At 65.0% G+C, this 26,508-nt stretch carries 24 protein-coding genes; 11 read left to right on the top strand and 13 right to left on the bottom strand.

Annotated elements, in window-relative coordinates; all coding sequences use genetic code 11:
- The first annotated feature begins 223 nt into the window (after nt 1–223).
- The 6 genes from FXB41_RS11690 (at nt 224) to argG (ending at nt 6,198) form a co-directional block, all read left to right on the top strand.
- The gene (locus tag FXB41_RS11690; protein WP_219681848.1) at nt 224–1,063 is read left to right on the top strand and encodes an SDR family oxidoreductase; all 840 of its coding nucleotides are present in this window, start codon (nt 224–226) and stop codon (nt 1,061–1,063) included.
- Nucleotides 1,064–1,180: 117 nt separating this feature from the next.
- Entirely contained in the window at nt 1,181–1,843 is a 663-nt protein-coding gene (locus FXB41_RS11685; protein WP_007598757.1) for an invasion associated locus B family protein, read from the top strand.
- Between the two features lie 185 nt (nt 1,844–2,028).
- The gene (gene rlmN, locus FXB41_RS11680; RefSeq protein ID WP_007598759.1) at nt 2,029–3,231 is read left to right on the top strand and encodes a dual-specificity RNA methyltransferase RlmN; all 1,203 of its coding nucleotides are present in this window, start codon (nt 2,029–2,031) and stop codon (nt 3,229–3,231) included.
- A 133-nt stretch (nt 3,232–3,364) separates the two neighbouring features.
- A complete protein-coding gene (locus FXB41_RS11675; protein ID WP_007598761.1) occupies nt 3,365–3,853 on the top strand; it encodes a hypothetical protein in 489 nt (162 codons plus the stop codon).
- 137 nt (nt 3,854–3,990) lie between these two features.
- A complete protein-coding gene (locus FXB41_RS11670; RefSeq protein ID WP_219681847.1) occupies nt 3,991–4,767 on the top strand; it encodes a phosphatase PAP2 family protein in 777 nt (258 codons plus the stop codon).
- A gap of 93 nt (nt 4,768–4,860) precedes the next feature.
- Nucleotides 4,861–6,198, top strand: coding sequence for an argininosuccinate synthase (gene argG, locus FXB41_RS11665; RefSeq protein ID WP_007598765.1), 1,338 nt, complete (start codon nt 4,861–4,863; stop codon nt 6,196–6,198).
- 147 nt (nt 6,199–6,345) lie between these two features.
- Here argG and FXB41_RS11660 read toward each other — a convergent pair whose 3' ends face one another.
- From FXB41_RS11660 to sdhC, 11 genes are all read right to left on the bottom strand, one after another.
- Nucleotides 6,346–8,544: an OmpA family protein gene (locus tag FXB41_RS11660; RefSeq protein ID WP_219681846.1), complete on the bottom strand. Its 2,199-nt coding sequence runs from the start codon at nt 8,542–8,544 to the stop codon at nt 6,346–6,348.
- Between the two features lie 186 nt (nt 8,545–8,730).
- On the bottom strand, nt 8,731–8,973 hold the full coding sequence (locus FXB41_RS11655) for a hypothetical protein (protein WP_007598768.1): 243 nt from the start codon (nt 8,971–8,973) through the stop codon (nt 8,731–8,733).
- Complete coding sequence (locus FXB41_RS11650; protein WP_007598769.1) at nt 8,973–9,470, bottom strand: pyridoxamine 5'-phosphate oxidase family protein; 498 nt, start codon at nt 9,468–9,470, stop codon at nt 8,973–8,975. The genes FXB41_RS11655 and FXB41_RS11650 overlap by 1 nt, the downstream gene beginning before the upstream one ends.
- A 73-nt stretch (nt 9,471–9,543) precedes the next feature.
- On the bottom strand, nt 9,544–9,930 hold the full coding sequence (locus tag FXB41_RS11645) for a VOC family protein (protein WP_007598770.1): 387 nt from the start codon (nt 9,928–9,930) through the stop codon (nt 9,544–9,546).
- 21 nt (nt 9,931–9,951) lie between these two features.
- Nucleotides 9,952–10,776, bottom strand: a complete 825-nt coding sequence (locus tag FXB41_RS11640; protein ID WP_007598771.1) for an FkbM family methyltransferase — start codon at nt 10,774–10,776, stop codon at nt 9,952–9,954.
- A 167-nt stretch (nt 10,777–10,943) separates the two neighbouring features.
- Complete coding sequence (locus FXB41_RS11635) at nt 10,944–12,899, bottom strand: ABC transporter ATP-binding protein/permease (protein ID WP_219681845.1); 1,956 nt, start codon at nt 12,897–12,899, stop codon at nt 10,944–10,946.
- 53 nt (nt 12,900–12,952) lie between these two features.
- The gene (locus FXB41_RS11630) at nt 12,953–15,142 is read right to left on the bottom strand and encodes a hybrid sensor histidine kinase/response regulator family protein (RefSeq protein ID WP_219681844.1); all 2,190 of its coding nucleotides are present in this window, start codon (nt 15,140–15,142) and stop codon (nt 12,953–12,955) included.
- Between the two features lie 189 nt (nt 15,143–15,331).
- Entirely contained in the window at nt 15,332–16,114 is a 783-nt protein-coding gene (locus FXB41_RS11625; protein ID WP_007598774.1) for a succinate dehydrogenase iron-sulfur subunit, read from the bottom strand.
- A gap of 42 nt (nt 16,115–16,156) precedes the next feature.
- Nucleotides 16,157–17,992, bottom strand: a complete 1,836-nt coding sequence (sdhA, locus tag FXB41_RS11620; protein ID WP_007598775.1) for a succinate dehydrogenase flavoprotein subunit — start codon at nt 17,990–17,992, stop codon at nt 16,157–16,159.
- A 3-nt stretch (nt 17,993–17,995) separates the two neighbouring features.
- Nucleotides 17,996–18,412 carry a succinate dehydrogenase, hydrophobic membrane anchor protein gene (gene sdhD / locus FXB41_RS11615; protein WP_007598776.1) on the bottom strand — a complete coding sequence of 139 codons (417 nt, stop codon included), beginning with the start codon at nt 18,410–18,412 and terminating at the stop codon, nt 17,996–17,998.
- Nucleotides 18,409–18,807, bottom strand: coding sequence for a succinate dehydrogenase, cytochrome b556 subunit (sdhC, locus tag FXB41_RS11610; protein ID WP_007598778.1), 399 nt, complete (start codon nt 18,805–18,807; stop codon nt 18,409–18,411). The genes sdhD and sdhC overlap by 4 nt, the downstream gene beginning before the upstream one ends.
- A gap of 518 nt (nt 18,808–19,325) precedes the next feature.
- On the opposite strand from sdhC, the gene FXB41_RS11605 reads away from it, so the two are divergent.
- Entirely contained in the window at nt 19,326–20,186 is an 861-nt protein-coding gene (locus FXB41_RS11605) for a sulfite exporter TauE/SafE family protein (protein WP_219681843.1), read from the top strand.
- 125 nt (nt 20,187–20,311) lie between these two features.
- On the opposite strand, the gene FXB41_RS11600 is transcribed toward FXB41_RS11605, so the two are convergent.
- Entirely contained in the window at nt 20,312–21,841 is a 1,530-nt protein-coding gene (locus FXB41_RS11600; protein ID WP_219681842.1) for a malonate--CoA ligase, read from the bottom strand.
- 113 nt (nt 21,842–21,954) lie between these two features.
- Between FXB41_RS11600 and FXB41_RS11595 the strand changes: the two genes are divergently transcribed.
- From FXB41_RS11595 to FXB41_RS11580, 4 genes are all read left to right on the top strand, one after another.
- Nucleotides 21,955–22,716 (top strand): SDR family oxidoreductase, encoded by a 762-nt coding sequence (locus tag FXB41_RS11595; protein WP_007598784.1) that lies wholly within the window; start codon nt 21,955–21,957, stop codon nt 22,714–22,716.
- A gap of 301 nt (nt 22,717–23,017) precedes the next feature.
- Nucleotides 23,018–23,572, top strand: a complete 555-nt coding sequence (locus FXB41_RS11590; protein ID WP_219681841.1) for a fasciclin domain-containing protein — start codon at nt 23,018–23,020, stop codon at nt 23,570–23,572.
- A 182-nt stretch (nt 23,573–23,754) separates the two neighbouring features.
- A complete protein-coding gene (locus FXB41_RS11585; protein ID WP_007598786.1) occupies nt 23,755–24,384 on the top strand; it encodes a cytochrome b/b6 domain-containing protein in 630 nt (209 codons plus the stop codon).
- A 15-nt stretch (nt 24,385–24,399) separates the two neighbouring features.
- Entirely contained in the window at nt 24,400–25,182 is a 783-nt protein-coding gene (locus FXB41_RS11580; protein WP_219681840.1) for a molybdopterin-dependent oxidoreductase, read from the top strand.
- A gap of 123 nt (nt 25,183–25,305) precedes the next feature.
- Here the strand turns inward: FXB41_RS11580 and FXB41_RS11575 are convergent, their stop codons facing one another.
- Complete coding sequence (locus FXB41_RS11575; RefSeq protein WP_219681839.1) at nt 25,306–26,508, bottom strand: YbfB/YjiJ family MFS transporter; 1,203 nt, start codon at nt 26,506–26,508, stop codon at nt 25,306–25,308.

Here is a 26,508-nt window from a genome sequence, read left to right as displayed (position 1 = left end):
GAGAAGTGAAGTACTGGGCGTTTCGAGTGGATTTATAGTTTGCCCGTTTCTGCCGGATTTAGGTGCGGGCGACAATCCGGTTTCTTTGTCTATTAGACCGCACGGCCTATCCTCTCGTCATTGCGAGCGCAGCGAAGCAATCCAGAATCCGTGCCGCGGAAATAGCCTGGATTGCTTCGCTGCGCTCGCAATGACGGGAAGACAGAAAGGGAGGATTCAAACCATGTTTGAAACAGGCCTGCTCAAGGACAAGCGCATCCTCGTCACCGGTGGCGGTTCGGGTCTCGGTGCTGCAATGGCGCGCCGCTTCCTCGCGCTCGGCGCTGAACTCGTGATCTGCGGCCGCAAGGTCGATCGGCTCGAGGCGGCGGCGAGCGCGATGCGCGAAGAGACCGGCGGCAAAGTCGCGACGATCGCCTGCGATATCCGCGATGGCACCGCCGTCGAGAGCATGATGGACGCCATCTGGCGCGAGGCGCCGCTCGATATTCTCGTCAACAACGCGGCTGCGACTTTCATCGCGCAGAGCGAGCATCTCTCATTCCGCGCCGCGGATGCGATCCTCGCGCCGACGCTGCATGGTGCGATGTATTGCACGCTTGCCGCCGGCAAGCGCTGGATCGACGGCAAGCATGGCGGCGTCGTGCTCTCGATCCTCTCGACCTCGACCATCACCGGCCGCGCCTTCACCGTGCCGTCGGCGATGGCGAAGTCGGCCGTGCTGGCGATGACCAAAAGTCTCGCCGTGGAATGGGGCCCGAAGGGCATCCGCACCGTCGCGATCGCGCCGGGACCGTTCCCGACCGCGGGCGCCTCGGGTCAGCTCCGCCCCGAGGGTCGCGACGAAGGGTGGGCCGCGCGCAACCCGATGGGACGCGCCGGCGAGCACCGCGAGCTTGCCGACCTCGCCAGCTTCCTGGTCTCCGACCGTGCCGGCTACATCAACGGCGAGATGGTGGTGATCGACGGTGGCGCGCATTTGCGCAGCTCAGGCGCCGAGGATTTGTTGCGCTGGACCGATGCGCAATGGGCGGAGCAACGCGCGGCGCGATCCCGGGCCTAGTCGCCGCGACCTTCGCTAACTGCCTTCCCAAATTGGACTTTCCCGGCTATCCCTGCCGCGGGGACAATGCGCGACCGGGCCATCTTCCAGTCACAATATTGAGGGAACCACTCCAGCATGTGGCGGGTGCTGATTTTAGCTTTGATGACGGGCGTGGCGGCCTGTGGAATCGTCGATTCCGCGCGGGCGCAGACGGCGCAGCCCGCGCCCAAAACTGCACCGAAAGAGGCCGCGCCGAAATCGGCTGCGCCGGCGACCAATACGACTGGAAAGACGGCTGCAAAGCCCGAGAGCAAGCCGGTGGCTCCGCACGCGGCGGTTGCGGGCGGCGCAGAGCCAACCCTGATTGGTCAGTTCGGCACCTGGGGCGCCTATTCGGCCGCGCCCAACGGCAAAAAGGTCTGCTTCGCGCTGGCCAAGCCGTCGTCGTCGAAGACCAACCCGCCGAATCGGCCGCGCGATCCTGCCTATGCCTTCGTCTCCACCCGCCCGGCGGAGAAGGTCAACAACGAAGTCTCGGTCATGATCGGCTACGCACTGAAGCCGGGCTCTGAATCGTCGGTCGAGGTCGGTGGCGCCGCTTTCGCCATGTACTCGCAGGGCGACGGTCTCTGGATCAAGAATGCGGCCGAGGAAGAGCGGATGGTCGAGGCCATGCGTAAATCCGCCGATCTCGTGGTCAAGGGCGTCTCGTCCAAGGGGACCGAGACCACCGACACGTTCTCGCTGAAGGGCCTCGCCCAGGCGCTCGACAAGATCGCGCAGGATTGCAGGCGTTAAGCCTGCGGTCGATAAGGTCGCAATCGGCGGTTCCGGTTGCTATATAGGGCGGACTAGACTTTCTCCCGTCATTCCGGGGCGCGCGAAGCGCGAACTATGGTGCGCAATTGCGCACCTGAGAATCTCGAGGTTCCGGGTCTGGTCCTTCGGACCATCCCGGAACGACCACCTAATCAGGCCATTCAATGCAACCGATGACCGAGCCGCACAACGCAACGCTGGTGGAGAAGACTCCGCTCGAAACCTATGTGCCGCCGGCGAGGCCCTCGCTGATCGGCCTGTCGCGCACCGAGCTTGCCGATCGTCTCGGCGAGATCGGCGTTGCACCGGCGCAGCGCAAGATGCGTGTGCAGCAGCTGTGGCACTGGATGTATTTCCGTGGCGCCCAGAACTTCGAAGAGATGACCTCGGTCTCGAAGGGCATTCGCGCCGAGCTCGCGCAACATTTCACCGTCGACCGGCCCGAAGTCGTGGCCGAGCAGATCTCCAACGACGGCACCCGCAAATGGCTGCTGCGGCTGCCGAGCGGCGACAATGTCGAGCGGGCGCATGAAGTCGAGTGCGTCTACATCCCCGAAACCGATCGCGGCACGCTGTGTGTGTCCTCCCAGGTCGGCTGCACGCTGAACTGCTCGTTCTGCCACACCGGCACGCAGCGCCTGGTGCGCAACCTCACCGCCGGCGAGATCGTGGGACAGGTGATGGTCGCACGCGATCGTCTGAACGACTGGGCCGATCGCGAAGACGGTACGCGTCGCGTCACCAACATCGTGATGATGGGCATGGGCGAGCCGCTCTATAATTTCGAAGCGGTGCGCGATGCGCTGCTCATCGTCGGCGACAACGAAGGCATCGGCATCTCCCGCCGCCGCATCACGCTGTCGACCTCGGGCGTGGTGCCGAACATCGTGCGCGCGGGCGAGGAGATCGGCGTGATGCTCGCGATCTCGCTGCATGCGGTGCGCGACGAGCTGCGCAACGAGCTGGTGCCGCTCAACCGCAAATATCCGATCAAGGAATTGCTGCAGGCCTGTCGCGACTATCCCGGCGCCTCGAACGCGCGTCGCATCACCTTCGAATATGTGATGCTCAAGGGCGTCAACGATTCGCTCGATGACGCCAAGCTGCTGGTGAAGATGCTCAAGGGCATTCACGCCAAGATCAATCTGATCCCGTTCAACCCCTGGCCCGGCACCGCCTATGAATGCTCGGACTGGGACCAGATCGAAAAGTTCTCCGAATACGTCTTCAACGCGGGCTATTCCTCGCCGGTGCGCACCCCGCGCGGCCGCGACATTCTCGCCGCCTGCGGCCAGCTGAAGTCGGAGACCGAAAAACTCTCCGCCAGGGAACGCCAGACGCTGCGCGCCATGGCGATGACAGACTAGCTTGGTAGGTGCACTGTGTTGCTTCCCCGTCATTGCGAGGAGTGCAGCGACGAGGCAATCCAGACTGCCTCCGCAGACGCATTCTGGATTGCTTCGCGTCGCTCGCAATGACGGTAACGTTGGCTTCCTCTGCATGTCCTTGATCGGCCGCCTCATCGTCATCTTCATCGGCTTTCTCGCCGCCTGCTTCGTCGGCGGCATGATCGTCGTCATCGCGCTGTTGTTTCCGGAGTTCGCCGATCTCGGCGCCGGTCCCGTCGATCAGGGCACGATCGACATCCTGCTCGGGTTCGGTTTCATCTTCGTCTCTGGCTTTGCGCTTGTGCCGGCGGCGGTGATCGTCGCGATCACCGAGGCGCTCTACATCCGCAGTGCTCTCACCTATGCCGTCGGCGGCGGCCTCGTCGGCCTCGCCTGCTATCTCGGCCTCATTCCCTTTCACTCCGACACCTTGCAGTTCGAAGGCATCGTGCGCCGCCATCTCGAGATCATGACCGGCGCCGGCATCGTCGCCGGTGTCGTCTACTGGCTGATCGCCGGTCGCAATGCCGGTGCCTGGCGCAATCCGCCGCTGCCGCGTAAGCCGCCTCCGCCGCTGCCCTCGAATTCAAGGCCGGATTGAGGTGCCGTCATTGCGAGGAGCGAAGCGACGAAGCAATCCAGACTATCGCCGCGGATGGATTCTGGATTGCTTCGCTTCGCTCGGAATGACGGATTCCAGGGTTTTCATCCCCTTCCCACTCGGCTAAACCGCGCGCCATGAACCGGACCGGACTCTTCATTGCCCTGGCGCTGTGGCTCGTGATCGGCGTCGTTTTCGGCCTTTATCCCGAGCTTGATCTCAAGCTCGCCGCGCTGTTCTTCGACCCTGAGACCAAGACATTTCCGCTCAAGCTGAACGGCTGGGCCAGCTTTGCGCGGGACGCCGCGATGTGGGTTGCCTGGGCGTTCGTGCTGCCTGCGCTGGTCGCGCTTGTGGTCAAGATGTTCAAGCCCGACCGGCCGCTGATGGTCTCGGGGCGCGCGATCGTCTTCCTGCTGGTCACGATCATCATGTCGGCCGGCATCCTCACCAATTTCGCCTTCAAGTCCTATTGGGGCCGGCCGCGTCCGGTGGTGGTGACGCAGTTTGCCGGCGACCAGCAATTCGTGCCGTGGTGGGACCCACGCGGCGGTTGCGCGCGCAACTGCTCGTTCTTCTCGGGCGAGGGCGCGACCGCGTTCTGGACGCTGGCGCCGGCCGCATTGGCACCGCCGCCGTGGCGCCCGCTCGCTTATGCCGGAGCCGTGGTGTTCGGCCTCGTGACCAGCGGCCTGCGGATGGCATTTGGCGGCCACTTCTTCACCGACGTGTCGATCGCCGGCCTCGTCACCTTCGTCGTGATCTGGTTTGCCTACGCGCTGATTTACCGCTGGCCGCGGACCCGGTTTTCGGACGAGGCCGTCGATGCCGCCTTGACCCGCCTGAACATGCCTGCCTACCGGCTGCGCCAGCGCCTGTTCGGCCGCAAGACGGGGCCCGAGCCGTCAGTTTGAGCCATTAAAGGGGTGCCGAGCCCCGCGAAATTTGATATTCGCGCGGTCAACCCGTGAAACGACATCCGCCCTTCGAGACCGATTGGAAGCCCCATGACCACGATCCTGAAAAGCCTGCCCAAGGGTGAGAAAGTCGGCATCGCTTTTTCGGGCGGCCTCGACACGTCAGCGGCGCTGCTCTGGATGAAGCAGAAGGGCGCGCGCTGCTACGCCTATACCGCCAATCTCGGCCAGCCCGATGAGGCCGACTACAACGAGATTCCGCGCAAGGCGATGGAGTTCGGCGCGGAGAAAGCGCTGCTGGTCGATTGCCGCACGCAGCTCGTCCATGAAGGCATCGCCGCGATCCAGTCCGGCGCCTTTCATATCTCCACCGGCGGCATCACCTATTTCAACACCACGCCATTGGGGCGCGCCGTCACCGGCACGATGCTGGTCGCGGCGATGAAGGAGGACGGCGTCAACATCTGGGGCGACGGCTCGACCTTCAAGGGCAACGACATCGAGCGCTTCTATCGCTACGGCCTGCTGACCAATCCGGGCCTGCGCATCTACAAGCCCTGGCTCGACCAGCAGTTCATCGACGAGCTCGGCGGCCGCGCCGAGATGTCGGCGTTCATGACGGCGCAGGGCTTTGCCTACAAGATGAGCGCCGAGAAGGCATATTCGACCGACAGCAATCTGCTCGGCGCGACGCACGAGGCCAAGGATCTCGAAAGCCTCGACAGCGGCATCAAGATCGTCAACCCGATCATGGGCGTGCCGTTCTGGCGTGACGACTGCAACGTCAAGGCCGAGAAGGTCGTGGTGCGATTCGAGGAAGGCCAGCCGGTCGCGCTGAACGGCCAGACCTTCTCTGATCCCGTCGCGCTGTTCCTCGAAGCCAACGCGATCGGCGGCCGCCACGGCCTCGGCATGAGCGACCAGATCGAGAACCGCATCATCGAGGCCAAGAGCCGCGGCATCTATGAAGCGCCCGGCATGGCGCTGCTGCACATCGCCTATGAGCGCCTCGTCACCGGCATCCACAACGAAGACACCATCGAGCAGTACCGCATCAGCGGCATGCGCCTAGGACGTCTGCTCTATCAGGGCCGCTGGTTCGATTCGCAGGCCCTGATGCTGCGCGAGACCGCGCAGCGCTGGGTCGCCCGCGCCGTCACCGGCGAGGTCTCGCTGGAGCTGCGCCGCGGCAACGACTACTCGATCCTCAACACGGAAAGCCCGAACCTGACCTATGCGCCGGAGCGGCTTAGCATGGAAAAGGTCGAGGACGCGGCGTTCACGCCGGCCGATCGCATCGGTCAGCTCACCATGCGCAACCTCGACATCAACGATACCCGCGCCAAGCTGAAGCTCTACAGCGACACGGGCCTGCTGTCGGGCAGTGAAGGCTCGCAGATCTTCCGGCTGGAGAACGACAAGGGCTGAAGCGTAGGGTGGGTTAGCGCAGCGTAACCCACCTCTTCTGTCTCTGCGGATACGAACAGTGGCGGGTTACGCCTTCGGCTAACCCACCCTACAAGCAAAACAAAAATGGCCGGGATTGCTCCCGGCCATTTGCGTTTGTGCGTGCCGTTACCGCGGCGGCGCGGTGCCGGGCGGGGGCGGCGGCAGCGAAGCCTGGCCGCCGTTGAGCAACGGCGTGATGTTGCGGACGGTGACGCGGCGGTTGATCGCGCTCGGTCCTTGCGTCTGCTCCTTCAGGTACTGCTCGCCATAGCCCTGCGACGTCAGGTTCTCGGACGGCACACCGAATTGCTGGGTCAGCAATTCGGCCGCGGCCTGCGCACGACGATCCGACAATGACAAATTGTCGACGTCGTTGCCGACCGCGTCGGTGTGACCTTCGATCAAGAACACCACGCGCGGGTTGGCCTGGATCGCACGGTTAAGACCGTCGGCGATCGACTGCAGCTTCGCCGCCTGGTCCGGTGGGATGGTCCACGATCCCGTCTCGAAGTTGATCGTGTTGAGGTCGATGCTCGGCATTTGCATGCGAACATTGGGGCTGTAGCGGATCTCGTCGAGTGTGTAGCGACGGTTGATCCGCTGCACCGGCGGCGCCACCATCGTCTGATAGATCACGTCCGGCGACGCCTCCTCGGCATCGACGATATAGCGATCGTAGGGAATGTTCACGACGGGCGGCGGAGCGTCGACATAGAAGCCGCCGACCGACTGCGGATCGCGGTAGCTGTTGTCGATGATGACGAGCTCGCGCCCGGCCGGGTCCCTGCGGATTCGCCGCAGCAGCCGACCGTCCGGACCGACAACAGTAACGATCTCGCTGCCGTCGGGACGGATCACCACGGTGCGGGTATCGGCGCCGACAGTCTCGGTGCGGATGTCGCGGGCGCCATAGCGGAAGCGATAGAGATCGTTGCCGCGGACGTATGTCTGCCCACCCGGATCGCGGATGATGATGCGGTCCGGCTCGGTGTAGACGGTGCGGCCGCCTTCGATGCTTTCGCGGCGCTGGTTGCGGTAGTCGGCGATGGTGGCGCCGATCACGGCACCGGCGACCACACCTGCACCGATCGCGAGCGGTGTCAGGTCACGCTGCGGCGGACGCGGCGGTGGCGGCAGGGGCGTGGTCGTCGTGGGCGCGGCGCGGAAGGCCGGCGCAACCGTGGGCGTCGCGTATTGCGCCCTGTTGGGCGGCGGGGTCGCAGCCGCCGAGCCCGGGACGGTGCTCGGTGCTGCGGCGCCGGCGGGGGGAGCCGGCGGCCGGGACGGGGCAGCTGTCTGCGGCTGGGTCGGCGGAGCTCCGGCAGCGGGCGCGCCAGCAGCGGGTGCACCACCCTGGCGTCCCGGGGGCGATGTCACGGCGCCACCGGGGGCCGGCGTCGTTGTCGGGGCAGGGGTTGCTCCGGGCGCGGGCGTTGCGCCCGGTGCCGGCGTTGCGCTCGGCGCGGGACCCGGACGGCCGGACGGCGTCGGGGTGGCCCCTGGCGCCGGTGTCGTCGTTGGAGCGGGCGTGGCGCCTGGAGCCGGTGTCGGTGATCCCGCCGCCGAGGGCGCACGTCCGCCGGGGGTTGGCGCACCGGGACGGCCAGTCGGCGGCGTACTGCCCGGAGCCGGCGTCGCGGTCGGCGCAGGAGTCGCGGTCGGTGAAGGTGTACTTGTCGGTGCAGGTGTGGCGGCCGGAGCGGGCGCGCCCGGTCGCACCGTCGGCGCGGGCGCAGGCGACGGTGTCCCCGTGGGCGCCGGCGCGGGATGGCCTTGAGGAGTTGCTGCCGGTGGCGGCGGTGGTGTCGGGTGAGCCGCAGGCGGCGGAGGCGTGGGTGCGTGCTGCTGCGGAGCCGCGGCGGGCGGCGGCGCTGGAGGCGTGGGAGCCGGGCGTGCCGCGGGCGGTGCAGGAGGCGGCGCATGCTGTTGCGGAGCCGCAGCCGGGGGCGGCGCAGGCGGCTTCGGGGCGGCAGGCGGCGGTGGGGGCGGCGGCGGTGCCGGACGAGCCGCAGGTGGCGGCGGAGGCGGCGGCGGTGCTGCTGGGCGCTGCGGAGCGGCCGCCGGCGGAGGCGGCGCGGGCGGATGGGGCGGTGCAGCTGCGGGCGGCGGTGCGGTCGGGCGCGCGGGCGCCGCAGGCGGCGGTGTAGCCGGGCGCGCGGGCGCTCCCTTCGGCGGCTCCTTCGGTTTTCCGTCAGGGCCGGTCTCTTGTGGCTGCGCCTGCGCGACCACGAGCGGCGGCGCGCCTTGCGCATGTGATGCGGAGCTTGCGAACTGCATCGCGGTCAGAGCCGTGGTGGCAAGCAGCACGAAACGAAGATTAGTCATGATGGTGAACTTCCCCGGAAGGTTCTTTGACGAAGTGTTGGGATGAACAGCTACGCGTTAGGCCGGATTGTGGCGGACGAAGCCGACGCGGCGCGATTTATTTCTGCACGCAAATCACCTCACTATAGTGACGTTCATTGCGCATTCAGACGCAGGTTGCAATTGGCTCCGATGTGATACCTCGCCTCATGCGCGATCCCGCGGCGGACTTGCATCCGTCGCAGGATTCGGCGTGAGCGGTCCGTTCGGCCCGCGCGATGGAATCTCTTCAGGCATGCGGCCCGGCAGTTCGTCGGGTGGCGTCGGCGCGCCGGGCTCGCGCACCGGCGGCGCGATTTCAGGCTGCGGATTGCCCGGCGGAATCCCCGGCGGCGGCTCGGTGGGCGTGCCCGGCGTCGACGGCGGAATCTCGGGCGGCTCGATCGGCATTACATCGAGACCTTGCGGTTGTCGCCGAGATCGGGCCGCGTGTTCGTCACCGCCGCGGCCGCCATCTTCACATAGGAGATCACCGTGCCGGGCGAATCCCAGAACTCGGCATCGTCAGGCGTGACCTTGAGCACGCGAATGTTGGGATCTTCCGCAGAGTCCCACCACGCCTTGGCCGGCGTCGCGAACAGCTCCTTGATCTTCGCACGGTCATTGGAGACCACGGCAGTGCCCGTCAGCGACACGTATTTTTGGCTGCCCGCATCCGCGAACGACAGGTTGATGGACGGATTGCGCGCGATCTCATCGTCCTTGTGACGCCGCGCGTCGGTGAGGAAATAGATCGTGTCCGCGTTGCGATCGAGATAGGCGCTCATCGGCCGCGCGCGGAGCTTGTCGCCATCGCGCGTCACCAGCATCGCGAATCCGATCGACTTCATCAGATCCCACACGCGATCCAAATCGCGATCGACGTCGCGAGCATTGTCGTTGGCCATGTCGTGCTCCTTCTTGCAAGGGACGACAACGGCGGGCGCGGAACGAGGTTCCGGCCGCAAGAAGGAACTTTATCTATTCCGGCGCGTGGCAAACCGCCTCGATGTTGTGTCCGTCGGGATCGAGCACGAAGGCGCCGTAATAGGTTGGATGATAATGCGCCCGGATCCCGGGCGGCCCGTTGTCGCGCCCGCCCGCCGCGATCGCCGCCTTGTAGAACGCATCCACCGTGGCGCGGTCTTTCGCCAGAATCGCGACATGCACCGGCTTGTTCAGCGCGCCCTCGCCGCCGATCCAGAAATCCGGCTTGCCGTCGGCGCCGAAGCCGGCGGCCGGATCGTGTCCGGTCTGCTCCTGCGTGACCTCCATGATCAGGCTGTAGCCGAGCGGCGCCAATGCCTTGGCGTAGAACGCCTTGGCGCGCTCATAGTCGGAGACCGGGAAGCCCATATGGTCGATCATCGCAACCTCCGTCGTTCGTCGTCAGCGCGACAGGAACGTATTGCTCCGCGTCTTGCGCGCAACCACAAAGCCGCGCGCGACCATGTCAGCGATACAATCGTCCCGCCATTCCTTTTGTGACAAATGCTCGATCACCACCGCGCGCGGCCATAGCGATTGCGGCGCGTCGCGGAAGAAGCCGATCAGCACGCGATCCTCGAAGCCCTCGACGTCAATCTTCAATGCGTCCACCTTGGTGATGCCGGCCTCGTCGAGAATGCGCGTCAACCGCAGCGAGGGTACTTTGATCGCCTCCGCGCTGGCCGTGCCGGTGACGACATGCGTGGCGCCGAGATTGCCGCCGCCGCTCTCGATCATCAGCTCGCCGTCGCTGTCGCCGGCGGCCGCCTGCACCAGGCGCACCTGCGTCGCTTTCGATGCGGCCTGGTTGAACGAGAGCCGTCCAAACGTCATCGGATGCGGCTCGATGGCGACCACTTTGCCTGATGGCCCGACCTGTCGCGCCATCACCAGCGCAAAGGTGCCGACATTGGCACCGACATCGACGAACACGCCGCCGTCCGGGGTGTGCTGGCGCAGGAAGTCGAGCTCGTCGAGATTGTAATCGGGATTGAACAGCGCGCCGCGCTCGGTCGCGCTGCCCTGGTGATAGAAGCGGAACGATGCGCCCTGGTATTGCACGTCGACGGGACCACTGCGCAGCAGGTTCACCAATCGCGAAAGCCACGGCCGGAACGCTCCGCGCTTCAGCCGCGACTGTGTCGCGAGGCGAATGATCGCGGCCTGCGCCGCATTCGGCGCAAACGCGCCGAACGGCGCGGACGAAGGGGCATTGTCGGTCGCCAAGTCAAAGTCCTCGTTGCAAGCGGCGCATGCATAGCCGGTTTTGCCGGGGACTCCAATCGTTCACGAGGGGTCGGTAGCCCGGATGGAGCGCAGCGCAATCCGGGTTTCGCCTCTCGATGGACTGTCCCGGATTGCGCTGCGCTCCATCCGGGCTACAGCTGCTAGCCTCACGCCGCCTTTTTCGGCGCCTTGCGCTGGCCCAGGAATCGCCCGAGCAGCTTGCGCTTGCCCTTGCGCGGGATCAGGTCGATATCGCTGACGAGTTTTGCACCGCCCTTGCGGCGCTCCAGCACGATCTTGCGGCTGTGAAAGGCCTCCAGCTCGACACGATGCGCGACGCTGACGATGGTGGCCTTCGGCAGCTCGTCGGTGACCATCTTCATCATCTTGTCCTGGCTCTTCTCGTCGAGCGCCGAGGTGGCCTCGTCGAGCACGACGATATCAGGGCTGTGCAGCAACAGCCGCGCAAAAGCGAGACGCTGCTTCTCGCCGCCAGACAGCGTCTGGTCCCACGGTGCTTCTTCCTCGATCTTGTCCTTGAGATGGTCGAGACCGACCTTGTGCAAGGCCTCGCCGATCTCCTCGACGGTCCAGTCATCTTCCGCGCCGGGATAGGCGACCGCGCGGCGCAAGGAGCCTGATGGCACGTAGGGTCGCTGCGGCAGCATGAACAGCCGCCGGTCGGGATGGAAATTGACGCTGCCGCCACCCCATGGCCAGAGCCCGGCGATGGCGCGCACCAGCGTGCTCTTGCCGGTGCCGGATTCGCCGGCCACCAGGAGCCGCTCGCCAGCCTCGATCACCACCTCGGTCTCGCCGACCACGGCGGTACCGTCATCAAGCGTGACGGAGAGGTCGTTCAGCTCCAGCATGGCGTCGTTGCTGGTCTCCCCACGCTTGATGCGACCGATTCCGTCGCCCTGCTCGGCGCGCTCGAGGCCGTCGAGCGACATCATCAGCGAGGCGATGCGGCGAGCGCAGGCATTCCAGTCGGCGAGCCGCGGATAATTGTCGACCAGCCAGCCGAACGCGCTCTGCACGATGGTGAAGGCGGAAGCCGCCTGCATCACCTGCCCCAACGTCATGCTGCCGTCGAGGAATTTTGGCGCGCAGAGCAGGAGAGGGACCACGGGAGCAACAAGACTCGATCCCTGCGACACCAGCGTGGTGCGCATGTGCTGGCCCGCCAGTCGCGCCCATTGCCGCAGTACATTCGTGAAGTTGCGGTCGATGCCGTCGCGCTCTTCCTCCTCGCCGCCGAGCAGCGCGATGCTCTCGCCATTCTCGCGCACGCGCGTCAGCGTGTAGCGGAAATCGGCCTCGGCCTGGTTCTTGTCCTCGGAGACCTGCACGAATTGGCGGCCGATCACCAGGATCGAGCCCGATGCGATTCCCGCATAAAGCATCGCGGCGATCACCAGGAAGCCGGGAATGGTCACCGACGATCCCGCAAGCGTGACGGTGAGCGCGCCGCCGATGGTCCAGAGCACGACGATGAAGGTCGCGGCCGACAGCAGCGCGGACGTCACGCCGGCGAGGAAATCCACCGGCGAATCGGTCGCGACGCGCAGATCCTCCGCGATCCGGTATTCCGGATTCTTGTGGTCGCCGCTGACGAGATTGAGCTGGTAATAGCGGCCGTTGCCGAGCCAGCGCGTCAGCACGCTGGCCGTCAGCCACGCCCGCCAGCGCCGCTGGATGCCCATGCGCGCGAACACTTGCGCCACGCCGAGCACGATGCTGCCGATCGCGAGCGGGAAGAACACCGCGGTGAGATGGAAGACGGTGGACGCCTCGCGCTTCTCGATCGCGTCGAAGATCGCCCGATTCCAGACATTGATGCCGTATTGGAAGCCGACCGTCAGGACGATCAGCACGCCGAGGCCGATCGAAAACGGCCACGCCAGCCGGTCGCCGTTGCGGCCCCAGAAGCCGCGCGCGCTGATCCAGAAGCGGGTGAGGAGGTAGTCCTTGCGGGCCTGCTCGGCCTCTTCGGGCGATTGCTCCGGGTCGGGCTCGACCAGCTCGGGCGGCGGCCGAGCCTCTTCCTCGCCGGTCTCGCCGACGATTTCGACGATGGGCGGCTTCTTGCCCGATTCGCGCTTTCTGGCCGGCTTTTGCATGGCCGGATAACGCAAGCTAAATCAAAAGGTTCCACTCGGTTCCGAGTGTCGGATCATTCGGCGGCGCCGTCGCGCACCCGGCGTCGCGCGAGCCGGTGCAGCACGCGCGATAGCTGATCGATCGCATAGGGCTTCTGCACGAGCTCGAAATCGACCTTGCCGTCCTGGGACAGCGCCTCGCTGTAGCCGGTGGTCAGCACGACCGGCACGCCGATGCCGCGCTCGCGGACTGCCTGCGCGAGATCGAGCCCGGTCATGCCGGGCATCACGATGTCGGAGAAAACGACATCGAAGCGATCGGGCTCCATGACCAGCTCGGCGAGCGCATCAGTTGCATTGTCGATCAGCGTGATGCTGTAGCCGAGCTCGGTGAGGCCGTCGGCCGCGAAATTGGCGAGCTCGATATTGTCCTCGACCAGCAGCACCGACATGCCGCTACCGGCCACAGCCGGGGCCGTGTTCGGTGCCTGCCGCTGCGGCAGCAGGTGCGGCGCCACGCGCGGCAGATAGAGCGAGAAGGTGCTGCCGTGGCCCACTTCGCTGGTGACTGTCACCTCGCCGCCGGACTGCCGGGCGAAGCCGAACACCTGCGACAGGCCGAGACCGGTGCCGTGGCCGACCTGCTTGGTGGTGAAGAACGGCTCGAAGATGCGCTCGAGCCTCGCAGCCGGAATGCCGATGCCGGTGTCGCTGACGGCAATGCCGACGAAGCCATGTTTGTCAGCAAGGTCATGTTTGCCGGAAAGCTCATGGTTGCCTGAAAGGTCAGCGTTGACCGAGACGGGAGCCCGCGTGTCCGCAATGGTCGCCGCGGCCTCGACCTCGAAAACGATCCTGCCCTTGCCGTGCATGGCATCGCGCGCATTGGTCGCCATGTTGATCAACGCCGTCTCGAACTGGCTCGCATCGGCATTGACGAGACAGGGCTCGGCCGGCAGCCGCATCGCAATTTCGATCGCGGGTCCGAGCAGCGTCGCGAGCATGTCGTGCAGCGACTGCAGCCGCGCGCCGACGTCGAACACTTCCGGCTTCAAGGTCTGGCGCCGTGCAAAGGCGAGCAGCTGCGAGGTCAGCTTGGCCGCGCGCCCGACCGCGTCCGCGATGGCGGTGATGTAGCGCTGGCGCCGCTCCTCGCTCAGCTGCGGCCGGCTCAGCAGGTCGACGGAGGCGCGAATCACGGTCAGGAGGTTGTTGAAATCGTGCGCGACGCCGCCGGTGAGCTGGCCGAGCGCCTCCAGGCGCTGGCTGTGCTTGAGCGCCTCCTCGGCTTCGCGCCGCGCGGCTGCCTCGGCCTGGAGATGCTGGGTGCGCCGGAACGCGAACGCCAGCAGCAGAAACAGCAGCGCGGTGGCGGGAATACCGAACACCAGATGCTGGCCCATGGTGGCGAGCCAGCGCGCGCGGATTGCCGAGGTCTCCAGCCCCGCGCTGACATAGATCGGGTATTCGGCGATGCGTCGGTAGCCGATGCGCCGCTCGACCTCGTCCGATGGCCAGGCGATGGTGATGAGGCCATGCTCGGGGTGAGCTGCGATGCTGCGGCCAACCGGCCCGTTAGGATCGGGCCTGAGGTCGCGGTCCAGCCGCGGAAGATGCGCCAGCACCACGCCGTCGGTACGTGCCATGGCGAGGAAGCTGCCGGGATCGGAGCCGATCCTGGCATAAAAGCTCTCGAAATATTCCGGCAGGACGGAGGCCTGGATCACGCCGATGAAGCTGCCGTCGTCGGAGCTGCGGCGGCGGCTGACCCCGAAGAAGCGCGCGCCCTGATAGGGCTGGCGCGGCGTCAGGGGAACGCCGATGTAGCTGCCGATGCTCTGGTCGACATGGGCGGCAAAGTAATCACGGTCCGCAAAGCTCTGCGCCGGCGGCGGCGATGCCAGGCTGTTGACCAGCGACTTTCCGTCCGCATCGAAGATCCATGCCGATTTGAGCTGCGGCAGCGAATCGGTCAGTTGCTTCAGGCGGCGGTGCAGGGCCGGTTCGCGCGAGCGGATGATTTCGTCGGGCATGTCGCGCACCACCTCGTTGATCTCGGCGAGGCTGCGGTCGATGGTCTCGAACACCTTGAGCGCGTGCTCGTGCGCGACATCGAGGGTGCGCTCGATCTCGCGGTCGGCGATCTCTTTGGTCGAGGTGTAGGAGATCGAGGCGGCGATCGCGAACAGCGCAATCGGCAGCGCCAGGGACGCAGCCATCATCCACTGCAGCAATCTCAGCGAATTGCGTTGTGCGCCCTGCACGGTCGCTCCGGTCCCACGCCGGAGAGCTTACTTGAATTTCGCGCCGGGAAGGAAGCGGCTTGTAGCTGGAACCAGAGGTTGCAACTCGTCGGCTTGCCCGCGCAGGGGCGGAGGCGAAATCTACTGGAAGACGCGCCCGCCGTAGAATGCCCCGGCCGTTCCGGCCGGGGATCGCAGCATGAATGACGCCTAGATCTGGCGCTCGACCATCTTGAGCTTGAGCTCCGCGATGGCCTCCGCCGGGTTGAGGCCCTTCGGGCAGGCCTTGGCGCAGTTCATGATGGTGTGGCAGCGATAGAGGCGGAACGGGTCCTCGAGATTGTCGAGCCGCTCGCCGGTCGCTTCATCCCGCGAATCCGACACCCAGCGGTTGGCCTGGAGCAGCGCGGCGGGACCGAGATAGCGCTCGCTGTTCCACCAATAGCTCGGGCACGAGGTCGAGCAGCAGGCGCAGAGGATGCACTCGTAGAGGCCGTCGAGCTTCTCGCGGTCCTCGTGGCTCTGCTTCCATTCCTTCTGCGGCGTCGGCGAGGTCGTCTTCAGCCACGGCTCGACCGAAGCGTACTGCGCATAGAAATTCGTGAGGTCGGGGATGAGGTCCTTCACGACAGGCTGGTGCGGAAGCGGATTGATCTTCACCGCGCCGTCCTTCACGTCGTGCATCGAGCGGGTGCAGGCCAGCGTGTTCTGGCCGTCGATGTTCATCGCGCAGGAGCCGCAGACGCCTTCGCGGCACGAGCGGCGGAAGGTCAGCGACGGGTCGATGTTGTTCTTGATCCAGATCAGACCGTCCAGCACCATCGGCCCGCAATCATGGGTGTCGACGTAATAGGTGTCGACGCTCGGATTCTTGCCGTCGTCCGGATTCCAGCGATAGACGCGGAATTCACGGACCTCGGTCGCGCCCGCGGGCTTCGGCCACGTCTTGCCGCCGCTGATCTTGGAGTTCTTCGGAAGTGCGAATTCAACCATTTCGATAAAGCTTTCGCTGTTCGCTCAGTACATGCGCGCCGTTTAGTAAACGCGAGCCTTGGGCGGGATGTACTGGACGTCGTTGGTCATGGTGTAGTCGTGAACCGGGCGGTACTCGATCTTGACCTTGCCGGAATCTTCCAGCCAGGCCAGCGTGTGCTTCATCCAGTTCTTGTCGTCGCGCTCGGAGAAGTCCTCGCGGGCATGCGCGCCGCGGCTCTCAGTGCGGTTGGCGGCCGAGTTCATCGTCACCACCGCCTGCGCGATCAGATTGTCGAATTCGAGCGTCTCGATCAGGTCGGAATTCCACACCAGCGAGCGGTCGGACACGGCGATGTCGGTGATGCCGCTATGGACCTTCTCGATCAGGTTCTGGCCTTCGCTCAGGATGTCGCCGGTGCGGAACACCGCGCAATTGTTCTGCATCACGTGCTGCATGCCTTCGCGCAGCTTCGCGGTCGGCGTGCCGCCGGAGGCATAGCGATAATGATCGAGCCGGCCGAGCGCCAGGTCGGACGAATTCGCCGGCAGCTCCGGCTGGCTGGCGTTCGGCGTGAGCTTCTCGGCGAGGCGCAGCGCCGCGGCGCGGCCGAACACGACAAGGTCGATCAGCGAGTTGGAGCCGAGGCGGTTGGCGCCGTGCACGGACACACAGGCGGCCTCGCCGATCGCCATCAGGCCGGGGATGATGGCGTTGTCGTCGCCGTCCTTCTTGGTCAGGACTTCGCCGTGATAGTTCGTCGGGATGCCGCCCATGTTGTAGTGCACGGTTGGGACGATCGGGATCGGTTCGCGCGTCACGTCGACATTGGCGAAGATCTTTGCGGATTCCGAGATGCCCGGCAGGCGCTCGGCCAGCACCGCGGGATCGAGATGGTCGAGATGAAGGAAGATGTGGTCCTTCTTCTTGCCGACGCCGCGGCCTTCGCGAATCTCGATGGTCATCGCGCGCGAGACGACGTCACGCGAGGCCAGATCCTTGGCGGAGGGCGCATAGCGCTCCATGAAGCGCTCGCCCTCGGAGTTGACGAGATAGCCGCCTTCGCCACGCGCGCCTTCGGTGACGAGACAGCCCGAGCCGTAGATGCCGGTCGGGTGGAACTGCACGAACTCCATGTCCTGCATCGGCAGGCCGGCGCGCAGCACCATGCCGCCGCCATCGCCGGTGCAGGTGTGCGCCGAGGTGCAGGATGCATAGGCGCGGCCATAGCCGCCGGTCGCCAGAATCACGGACTGGGCGCGGAAGCGGTGCAGCGTGCCGTCGTCGAGCTTGAGCGCGATGACGCCGCGGCAGGTGCCCTGGTCGTCCATGATCAGGTCGATGGCAAAGAACTCGATGAAGAACTCGGCCGCGTGGCGCAGCGACTGGCCGTACATCGTGTGCAGCATGGCGTGGCCGGTGCGGTCGGCGGCGGCGCAGGTGCGCTGCGCCTGGCCCTTGCCGTAGTCCAGCGTCATGCCGCCGAACGGGCGCTGGTAGATCTTGCCGTCTTCGGTGCGCGAGAACGGCACGCCCCAATGCTCGAGCTCGTAGACCGCCTCGGGCGCGTTGCGCACCATGTATTCGATCGCGTCCTGGTCGCCCAGCCAGTCCGACCCCTTCACGGTGTCGTACATGTGCCAGCGCCAGTCGTCCTTGTGCATGTTGCCGAGGGACGCCGAGATGCCGCCCTGCGCCGCGACGGTGTGCGAGCGGGTCGGAAACACTTTGGTGATGCAGGCGGTGCGGAGGCCGGCTTCGCTGCAGCCGACCACGGCGCGCAAGCCCGCGCCGCCGGCGCCGACCACGACCACATCATAGGTATGGTCTTCGATCGGATAGGCTTTGCCGTTGGTGGCGGGAGCGCCGTTGCCCTTGCCATTGGTCTCTGTGGCCATGGGTTAGACTCCGGAGGAAAGTTTCAGGATCGCGTAGGTCGAGGCGAGCGCCACGGCGAACGAGAAGAAGTTGTTGAGCATGATCGAGATGAGCTTCAGCTTCTCGTTATGGATGTAGTCCTCGATCACGACCTGCATGCCGATCTTCATGTGCCAGGCGCTGGCGAAGATGAAGAGCAGCAGGATCACCGCGATCGGCAGCGAGCCGAGAATCTGTGCGGCGCCGGCCTGGTTGCGGCCGAGCAGCATCATCACGATCACGATCACGGGGATCATCAGCAGCGTCATGGCGACGCCGGTGATGCGCTGGCGCCAGAAATCGGAGGTGCCCGAATGCGCCGCGCCCAGATTGCGCACGCGGCCGAGCGGGGTGCGCATGGAGGAGCCCTTCGGAGCGCCGTGGGATTCGTCGAAACTCATCGGCCGCCTCCGATCGCGTAGGCGATGATCCAGACCAGGACCGTGAGCACGATGCCGCCGATCAACGCGCCCCAGGTCAACGCTTCGCGCTCATTGGCCTTGAAGCCGTAGCCCAGGTCCCAGACGAAATGCCGGATGCCGCTGAGCATGTGGTGCATCAGCGCCCAGGTGAATCCGAACACGATCAGCCGGCCGATGATGCTGCCGGTGAAGGCCTGGACGTGGCTATAGGCGGCCGGGCCGGAGGCCGTCGCAATCAGCCACCAGGCCAGCAGCAGCGTTCCGGCGTAGAGGGCAATCCCGGTGGCGCGATGGACGATGGAAAGTGCCATCGTCAGCGTCCAGCGGTAGACTTGCATGTGTGGCGAAAGCGGTCGTTCGATCCGTGCGGTCATGGGCTTCGATTGCTTTATTGCGGCCCAGCATGGGGCGCGCGGGGATCGCGAAAGGTCGGCTCTATTTACGGAGTCGATTTCACCTGCGCAATCACCAAATCGCCATAAATCGAACCTGGGTTCAGCTCTAGGCCCTTGATGTAACAAGGCCAATCGGGCGCTTGGTATACCAGGGCCATGGCGCACCGGCTAAAGACAGAACAAAAATTCATTCCTTGTCGGAGAGCTGCGGCGCATTGAAATTACTATTGGAACGGCTCTAAGCCGCCGCAGGCCAACCAGGGTTCGAACCAGTCATTCATGACGTTCGGACCGGCAGGGATGATCGGCGAGCAATTTTCAATTTCCGCAAAGCGCACCGATTTTTCGCGAGACGGGCGGATATGCGCAACCTGCATCCCACCCCAGACCGCCGATGCGGCGGTCGACCCGACAAATCAGATCGCCTAGAGCATTGCGGGCAGCTGTCCGAGCGATGCATCGGAGAAGTTGCGAGCCATCGCCGGGGCAGGTCAGGGGTGATTGCAGGACTTGATATCAAGGAGATCCTCGAGCTCACGCTGCTGCTGATCGCAACCGGCGCGCTCTCCGGATTTTTGGCCGGCGTGTTCGGCATCGGCGGCGGCGCGATTCTGGTGCCGGTGTTCTACGAGTGCTTCCGCATCGCCGGTGTGCCGCTGGAGGTGCGCATGCCGCTCTGCATCGGCACTTCGCTCGCCGTCATCATTCCGACCTCGATTCGTTCGTTCCAGGCGCATTACAAGCGCGGCGCCGTCGATCTTGCGATCCTTCGGGTCTGGTGGCTGCCGATCCTGATCGGCGTCATCGCCGGCAGCGTGGTCGCGCGCTACGCGCCGGAGCGGCTGTTCAAGATCGTGTTCGTCGCCGTCGCCTGGTCGGCCGCGGTACGGCTGATCTTCGCGCGCGAGAGCTGGAAACTCGGCGATGATCTGCCGAAAGGCATCTTGATGCGAATCTACGGCTTCTGCGTCGGCATTTTGTCGACCTTGATGGGCATCGGCGGCGGATTGTTTTCGAATCTGCTGATGACGTTCTACGGCCGTCCGATCCATCAGGCCGTGGCGACATCGTCGGCGCTCGCGGTGCTGATCTCGATCCCCGGTGCGCTCGGCTACATCTATGCCGGCTGGCCTGCGGCGGCTAGCTATCCCGGCGTTGCAGCCCTGCAAGTGCCGTTCGCGCTCGGCTACGTCTCGCTGATCGGCGCCGTGCTGGTGATGCCGATGAGCCTTGTGACAGCACCGCTCGGTGTGAAGGCGGCGCATGCGATGTCGAAGCGGACGCTGGAGGTCGCGTTCGGGTGCTATCTGTTTATTGTCGGCAGCCGGTTTGTGATGAGCTTGATAGGCGGGCAGTAGCCGCCGCAAAATCCGTCATTGCGAGCGTAGCGAAGCAATCCAGAATCTTTCCGCAGCGGTAGTCTGGATTGCTCCGTCGCAAGGGCTCCTCGCAATGACGACGAGAGTGCAGCGAACAACAGCCCCTATTTCTTCGCGTAAAGATCCTTGTAAATATCCCGCAGCACGTTTTTCTGCACCTTGCCCATGGTGTTGCGCGGCAGCTCGTCGACGACGAAGACGCGTTTGGGCATCTTGAACTTCGCTAGCCGGCCGTCGAGCGCCTTCAGCACCGCGGCCTCGGTCACATCGGCGCCCTTGTTGCAGACCAGCACCGCCGTGACGCCCTCGCCGAAATCGCCGTGGGGCACGCCGATCACGGCAGATTCGATCACGCCGGGCATGGCGTCGATCTCGCTCTCGATTTCCTTGGGGTAAACGTTGAAGCCGCCGGAGATGACGAGATCCTTGCCGCGGCCGAGAATGTGGACGTAGCCCTTGGCGTCGATCTTGCCGAGGTCGCCGGTGATGAAGAAGCCGTCGTCGCGGAATTCCGCCTTGGTCTTCTCCGGCATGCGCCAATAGCCCTTGAACACGTTGGGGCCCTTGACCTCGATCATGCCGATTTCGTCACGCGGCAGTTCCTTGGCCGTCTCAGGATCTGTGACGCGTACGGAGACGCCGGGGAGCGGAAAGCCGACTGCGCCGGGCACGCGCTCGCCGTCATAGGGATTCGAGGTGTTCATGTTGGTCTCGGTCATGCCGTAGCGTTCGAGCACGGCATGCCCGGTGCGCGCCGACCATTCGCGATGGGTTTCGGCCAGCAGCGGCGCCGAGCCCGAGATGAACAGCCGCATGTGTTGTGTGGTTTCGCGCGATAGCGCGGCGTTCTGGAGCAGCCGGGTATAGAACGTCGGCACGCCCATCAGCACCGTGGCGCGCGCCATCAGCTTGATGATCAGATCCGGGTCGAGCTTCGGCAGGAAGATCATCGACGCCCGCGCGAACAGCGTCACGTTGGTCGCCACGAACAGGCCGTGGGTGTGGTAGATCGGCAGCGCGTGGATCAGCACGTCCTTGTCGGTGAAGCGCCAGAAGCCGACCAGCGAGAGCGAGTTCGACGCCAGATTGTCGTGGGTCAACATCGCGCCCTTGGAGCGGCCGGTGGTGCCGGACGTGTAGAGGATCGCGGCGAGATCGTCGTTTGAGCGCGGCACCGTGGTGAATTCGCTGCTCGCCTTGTCGGCGGCTTCCGTCAGCGAGCCCTTGCCGTCAGGCCCGAGTGTCTCGATTTTCGCCTTCACCTTGGCCGCGATGGGGGCGAGGCCCTCCGCCTTGGAGGGATCGCAGACCACCAGCGAGGGCTCGGCATCGCCGATGAAATAGTCGAGCTCGTTCAGCGTATAGGCCGTGTTGAGCGGCAGGTAGACCGCGCCGGTCCGCACCGTGGCCAGATACAGCACGATGTTGGCCACGGATTTCTCGACCTGAACCGCAACGCGGTCGCCGGGCTTGACGCCGCGCGCGACCAGCACATTGGCCATTTGCCCGGCCCGGGCGATCAGATCGCCATAGCTGATGCGTCCTCCGTCGTGAGTCTCGATCGCGAGGCGCTTCGGATCGTCGAGGCCATCGAACAGGCGGGAAAACAGATTGGCGTTGGCTGCTTGGTTCATGCAAGATTTCCTCGACCGCAAGGCTTGACCACAAGGCTCGTCAGACAAGGCCGGTCAAAACCGAGGGCTGGATTAGCAAAAACCGCCCCGATGAAGCAACGGAGACAGTTTGCATGACCAAAAACGGGAAACGCGTGGCCTGGGTGACAGGCGGGGGCAGTGGGATCGGGGAGGCCGGCGCCGAGGCGCTGGCGGCTGACGGCTGGACGGTGGTGGTCTCGGGCCGGCGCAAGGACGCCCTGGATACCGTAGTCGCGAAGATCACCGGGGCGGGCGGCGCCGCCGAGGCCATCGCGCTGGACGTGTCGGTCGCCGCCGCCGCCCAGAAGGCTGCCGATCAAATCGTCGCGAAGCACGGCCGCATCGACCTGCTGGTCAACAATGCCGGCATCAATGTCCCCAAGCGCAGCTGGAAGGACATGGAACTGGAGGGCTGGGATAAGCTGGTCCAGGTCAATCTCAACGGCGTGCTCTATTGCATGCGCGCGGTGCTACCGACGATGCGCAAGCAACAGGACGGCTCCATCATCAACGTCTCGTCCTGGGCCGGCCGCCACGTCTCGAAAATGCCGGGCCCGGCCTACACCACGACCAAGCATGCGGTGCTGGCGCTGACCCATTCCTTCAACATGGACGAATGCGTCAACGGCTTGCGCGCCTGTTGCCTGATGCCGGGCGAGGTGGCGACGCCGATCCTGAAGCTGCGCCCGGTGGTGCCGAGCGAGGAGGAGCAGGCCAGGATGCTGCAATCCGAAGATCTCGGCCGCACCATCGCCTTCATCGCGAGCATGCCGGCGCGAGTGTGCATCAACGAACTGCTGATCAGCCCGACGCATAATCGCGGATTCATTCAGACGCCGCACAACAGGGATTGAGCGGCAGGTAGATCGTCGAGGCTCGTCATTGCGAGCGAAGCGAAGCAATCCAGCGGTGCATCCGCGGTGGCAGCCTGGATTGCTTCGTCGCTTCGCTCCTCGCAATGACGCCCCCCACGAACACACCCGCACTTAGTTTCACGCATCACAAAGAAGTTTTGTTCGAAACCGTTTCGCAAACCCTCCCGTAATTCGAGCCAACGACGTCGCTGCTGCTTCACGCTCACAGGTCGCAGCCACCGTTGTTGCCCAAACTCGAACGCCGGCAATCGCCGGTCATCATCCAATCGGGAGACTCTCCATGTCGAAGCGCATTGCCTATCTCGCCGCTGCAGCTTTCAGCGCGCTGGCCATCACCGCGACCGTCGTCGCGCCCGCCCGGGCCGAGGAAAAGACCGTCATGGTCGGCGGCGCCGCGATGTTCCCGTCCAAGAACATCGTCCAGAACGCCGTCAACTCGAAGGACCACACCACGCTGGTGGCGGCGGTGAAGGCGGCCGGCCTGGTGCCGACGCTGGAAGGCAAGGGCCCGTTCACGGTGTTCGCGCCGACCAACGCCGCCTTCGGCAAGCTGCCGGCCGGTACCGTCGACACTCTGGTCAAGCCCGAGAACAAGGCGACGCTGACCAAGATCCTCACCTACCATGTCGTACCCGGCAAGCTCGAGGCGTCCGACCTCACCGACGGCAAGAAGATGAAGACCGCCGAAGGCGAGGAGCTGACGGTGAAGAAGATGGACGGCAAGGTCTGGATCGTCGACGCCAAGGGCGGCACCTCGATGGTGACGATCTCCAACGTCAACCAGTCCAACGGCGTGATCCATGTGGTCGATACCGTGCTGATGCCGGCGACCTGACACCGCGCGGTCTGGCTTCATCTCCGAACCGGATGCGACGAAATGGCGAGCCGGGGGTCCCCGGCTCGCTTTATTGTGACCATGATAGCCCGCTGGTATCGATTCGATGCCGGGCAGGGCGTAACGAAAGCGGACGCATCGGCGTATAATTGCTGTCAGACGATGTTCAGGACGGAACCATCATGTCGAGCCTCACTGTCACCGACGAGCAGGTCAGCGCCACCCCGGCCAAAGTGATCCAGCCGGCCTGGGTCCGGGTCATGCACTGGATCAACGCCCTCGCCATGATCCTGATGATCCTGTCGGGTTGGCAGATCTACAACGCCTCGCCGCTGTTCGGTTTCAGCTTTCCGCGCGACTACACGCTCGGCGGCTGGCTCGGCGGCGGATTGCTCTGGCACTTTGCGGCGATGTGGCTCTTGATGATCAACGGCCTTGCCTATCTCGTCACAGGCTTCGCCACCGGCCGTTTCCGCAAGAAACTGCTGCCGATCACGCCGTCCGGCGTGCTCCACGATGTCAGGGCTGCCCTGACCTTCAAGCTCGGCCATGCCGACCTCACCGTCTACAATTACGTGCAGCGGACGCTCTATGCCGGTATCATCCTGGTCGGCGTGATCATCGTGCTGTCGGGGCTGGGAATGTGGAAGCCGGTGCAGCTGCACTGGCTGGTGTCCCTGTTCGGCGACTATCCGACCGCGCGCTACATCCATTTCTTCTGCATGGCCGCGATCTGCGCGTTCCTCGTCATTCACGTTTTACTCGCGCTGCTGGTGCCGAAGAGCCTGCGCGCGATGATCATCGGCCGCTAGAGCGGAGAGAGAGTCATGGCCAAGCGCTCATTCCTGATTCCCGGCGTCGACAAGCGGCTGCTGATCAAGGATTCCATCAAGACGATGCCAGAGGTCAGCCGCCGCCGCTTCATCGCGGGCGGCGCCAGCCTCGGCGCACTGACGCTGCTCACCGGCTGCGACGTGATCGACTCGTCCTCCGCCGAGGAGATGCTGAAATCCGTCTCGAAATTCAACGACGCCGTGCAGGCCTTCATCTTCAATCCCGACGCGCTGGCGCCGACGTTTCCCGAGAGTGCGATCACAAAACCGTTTCCGTTCAACGCCTATTACGATCTCGACGACGCGCCTGATGTCGACGGTGCCGACTGGAAGCTCGAAGTCCGCGGTCTCGTCGACAACAAGAAGTCGTGGGCGCTTCCGGAATTGTACAAGCTGCCGCAGGTCACGCAGATCACCCGTCACATCTGCGTCGAGGGCTGGAGCGCGATCGGCAGCTGGACCGGTACGCCGATGCGCGACTTCCTCAAGCTGATCGGCGCCGACACGCGCGCCAAATACGTCTGGTTCCAGTGTGCCGACAAGGACGGCTATAATTCCCCGCTCGACATGCGCACCGCGCTGCATCCGCAGACCCAGATGACGTTCAAATACGCAGGCGATATCCTGCCGCGCGCGTATGGGTTTCCAATGAAGATCCGCGTGCCGACCAAGCTTGGCTTCAAGAACCCGAAATACGTGGTGTCGATGGAAGTCACCAACGACTACAAGGGCGGCTATTGGGAAGACCAGGGATATAATTCGTTTAGTGGGAGCTAGGCGCGCCGCTGCCGTAGGGTGGGTTAGCCCTGCAGATGCGCGAAGCGCATCTGCTCGGCGTAACCCACCTCTTTGGCTTCCGCGACGACAGAAGTGGTGGGTTACGCCTTCGGCTAACCCACCCTACGGCACCGTTTTTTTGGCCGGCCCCACCTTCCGCTGGCACAGCGCCGCCACCGCGCCCAACGCCAGCAGCGCCGCCGAGACATTCAGCGCGTAACTCAAGCTCCCCAGCGCGTCCGTGATGGCGCCGACCACGATCGGGCCGAGCGTCTGGCCGACGCCGAACGAGATCGTCATCGCCGCGATCGCGGTCGGCCATACCTCGGGCGGATAGTTGAAGCGCACGAAGGCGGTGGTCGAGCCGACCACGGCGAAGAAGGCGACGCCGAACACGACGGCCGACACAGCGAGCCATGCCGGCGAATGCCCGAGCATCGGCAGGGCGGCGCCGAGCGCGTTGGTACCGAGAATGATCGCGGTGGCCAGCCCGCCGCGATCGAGCGCGAGCACGCGGCGCCAGGCCCACGGCGTGACGAAGGCGCTCAGCCCAATCAGGCTCCAGAACGCGGCCTGCGCCGCGGCCCCGCCGCCGCCGTCGCGCACATAGGCGATCATGAAGGTCATGTAGGCGATGTAGCCCGCGCCAAACAGGAAGTAGCCGGCGAGATAGATCAGCACGGGAAAAATCGCGAAGGCGCCGTGGCTGCCTTGCGAGAAACGCACGCTGCTCTCGATGCGGACCAGGAACAGCGGCACGGTCATGACGACGGACAAAAGGGTCATCGCCCACCACACCACCCACCACGAGCCCGGCCCGAAATATTGCAGCGTGAACGGGGCGATCAGTCCCGAGGAGAGAATGCCGATGCCGGGTCCGGCATAGAACAGGCTGAGCAGGAAATTGGCCCGCTCCGGGCGCGACTGCGCAATGGAAGCAGCCAACGCGCCGCCGGCGACGAAACCGGCCGCGGCGCCAACGCCCAGCACGAGACGCGCCAGGCTCAGCGCGACGAAATTCCCGGTCAGCGCGCAAGTCGCGAGCGCGGCGACGCAGGCCAGGGTTCCGCCGCGGATCGCGGCCGACCAGCCCACGCGCTGGATCAGCCGGGACGCCACAAGCGCGCCCGCGAGATAGCCGACGGCGTTGATGGTGTTCATGAAACCGGCCGCCGAGTAGGACCAGCCGAGGTCCTCCCGCATGTCGGGCAGCACCAGCGAATAGGCGAAGCGGCCGATACCCAGCCCAACGGTCGCGGCCAGCGATAGGGTCAGGATCAACCGCGCGGGGTGGGCATCGGGTGGAGGGCGGTCAGGTGCGTGCAA

It is taken from the genome of Bradyrhizobium canariense (assembly GCF_019402665.1).
GTDB classification, from domain to species: domain Bacteria; phylum Pseudomonadota; class Alphaproteobacteria; order Rhizobiales; family Xanthobacteraceae; genus Bradyrhizobium; species Bradyrhizobium canariense.
This window is presented reverse-complemented; position numbering and strand designations above follow the sequence as displayed.

Bases quoted from the DNA above. Each gene is read 5' to 3' on its own strand.
- FXB41_RS11690 (WP_219681848.1), top strand. From the start codon at position 224: ATGTTTGAAACAGGCCTGCTCAAGGACAAGCGCATCCTCGTCACCGGT.
- FXB41_RS11585 (WP_007598786.1), top strand. From the start codon at position 23,755: ATGTCGAGCCTCACTGTCACCGACGAGCAGGTCAGCGCCACCCCGGCC.
- sdhC (WP_007598778.1), bottom strand. From the start codon at position 18,807: ATGACCGCACGGATCGAACGACCGCTTTCGCCACACATGCAAGTCTAC.
- FXB41_RS11595 (WP_007598784.1), top strand. From the start codon at position 21,955: ATGACCAAAAACGGGAAACGCGTGGCCTGGGTGACAGGCGGGGGCAGT.
- FXB41_RS11580 (WP_219681840.1), top strand. From the start codon at position 24,400: ATGGCCAAGCGCTCATTCCTGATTCCCGGCGTCGACAAGCGGCTGCTG.
- FXB41_RS11600 (WP_219681842.1), bottom strand. From the start codon at position 21,841: ATGAACCAAGCAGCCAACGCCAATCTGTTTTCCCGCCTGTTCGATGGC.
- FXB41_RS11590 (WP_219681841.1), top strand. From the start codon at position 23,018: ATGTCGAAGCGCATTGCCTATCTCGCCGCTGCAGCTTTCAGCGCGCTG.
- FXB41_RS11685 (WP_007598757.1), top strand. From the start codon at position 1,181: ATGTGGCGGGTGCTGATTTTAGCTTTGATGACGGGCGTGGCGGCCTGT.
- FXB41_RS11625 (WP_007598774.1), bottom strand. From the start codon at position 16,114: ATGGTTGAATTCGCACTTCCGAAGAACTCCAAGATCAGCGGCGGCAAG.
- FXB41_RS11675 (WP_007598761.1), top strand. From the start codon at position 3,365: ATGTCCTTGATCGGCCGCCTCATCGTCATCTTCATCGGCTTTCTCGCC.
- FXB41_RS11650 (WP_007598769.1), bottom strand. From the start codon at position 9,470: ATGGCCAACGACAATGCTCGCGACGTCGATCGCGATTTGGATCGCGTG.
- sdhD (WP_007598776.1), bottom strand. From the start codon at position 18,412: ATGAGTTTCGACGAATCCCACGGCGCTCCGAAGGGCTCCTCCATGCGC.
- sdhA (WP_007598775.1), bottom strand. From the start codon at position 17,992: ATGGCCACAGAGACCAATGGCAAGGGCAACGGCGCTCCCGCCACCAAC.
- argG (WP_007598765.1), top strand. From the start codon at position 4,861: ATGACCACGATCCTGAAAAGCCTGCCCAAGGGTGAGAAAGTCGGCATC.
- FXB41_RS11670 (WP_219681847.1), top strand. From the start codon at position 3,991: ATGAACCGGACCGGACTCTTCATTGCCCTGGCGCTGTGGCTCGTGATC.
- FXB41_RS11660 (WP_219681846.1), bottom strand. From the start codon at position 8,544: ATGACTAATCTTCGTTTCGTGCTGCTTGCCACCACGGCTCTGACCGCG.
- rlmN (WP_007598759.1), top strand. From the start codon at position 2,029: ATGCAACCGATGACCGAGCCGCACAACGCAACGCTGGTGGAGAAGACT.
- FXB41_RS11635 (WP_219681845.1), bottom strand. From the start codon at position 12,899: ATGCAAAAGCCGGCCAGAAAGCGCGAATCGGGCAAGAAGCCGCCCATC.
- FXB41_RS11655 (WP_007598768.1), bottom strand. From the start codon at position 8,973: ATGCCGATCGAGCCGCCCGAGATTCCGCCGTCGACGCCGGGCACGCCC.
- FXB41_RS11645 (WP_007598770.1), bottom strand. From the start codon at position 9,930: ATGATCGACCATATGGGCTTCCCGGTCTCCGACTATGAGCGCGCCAAG.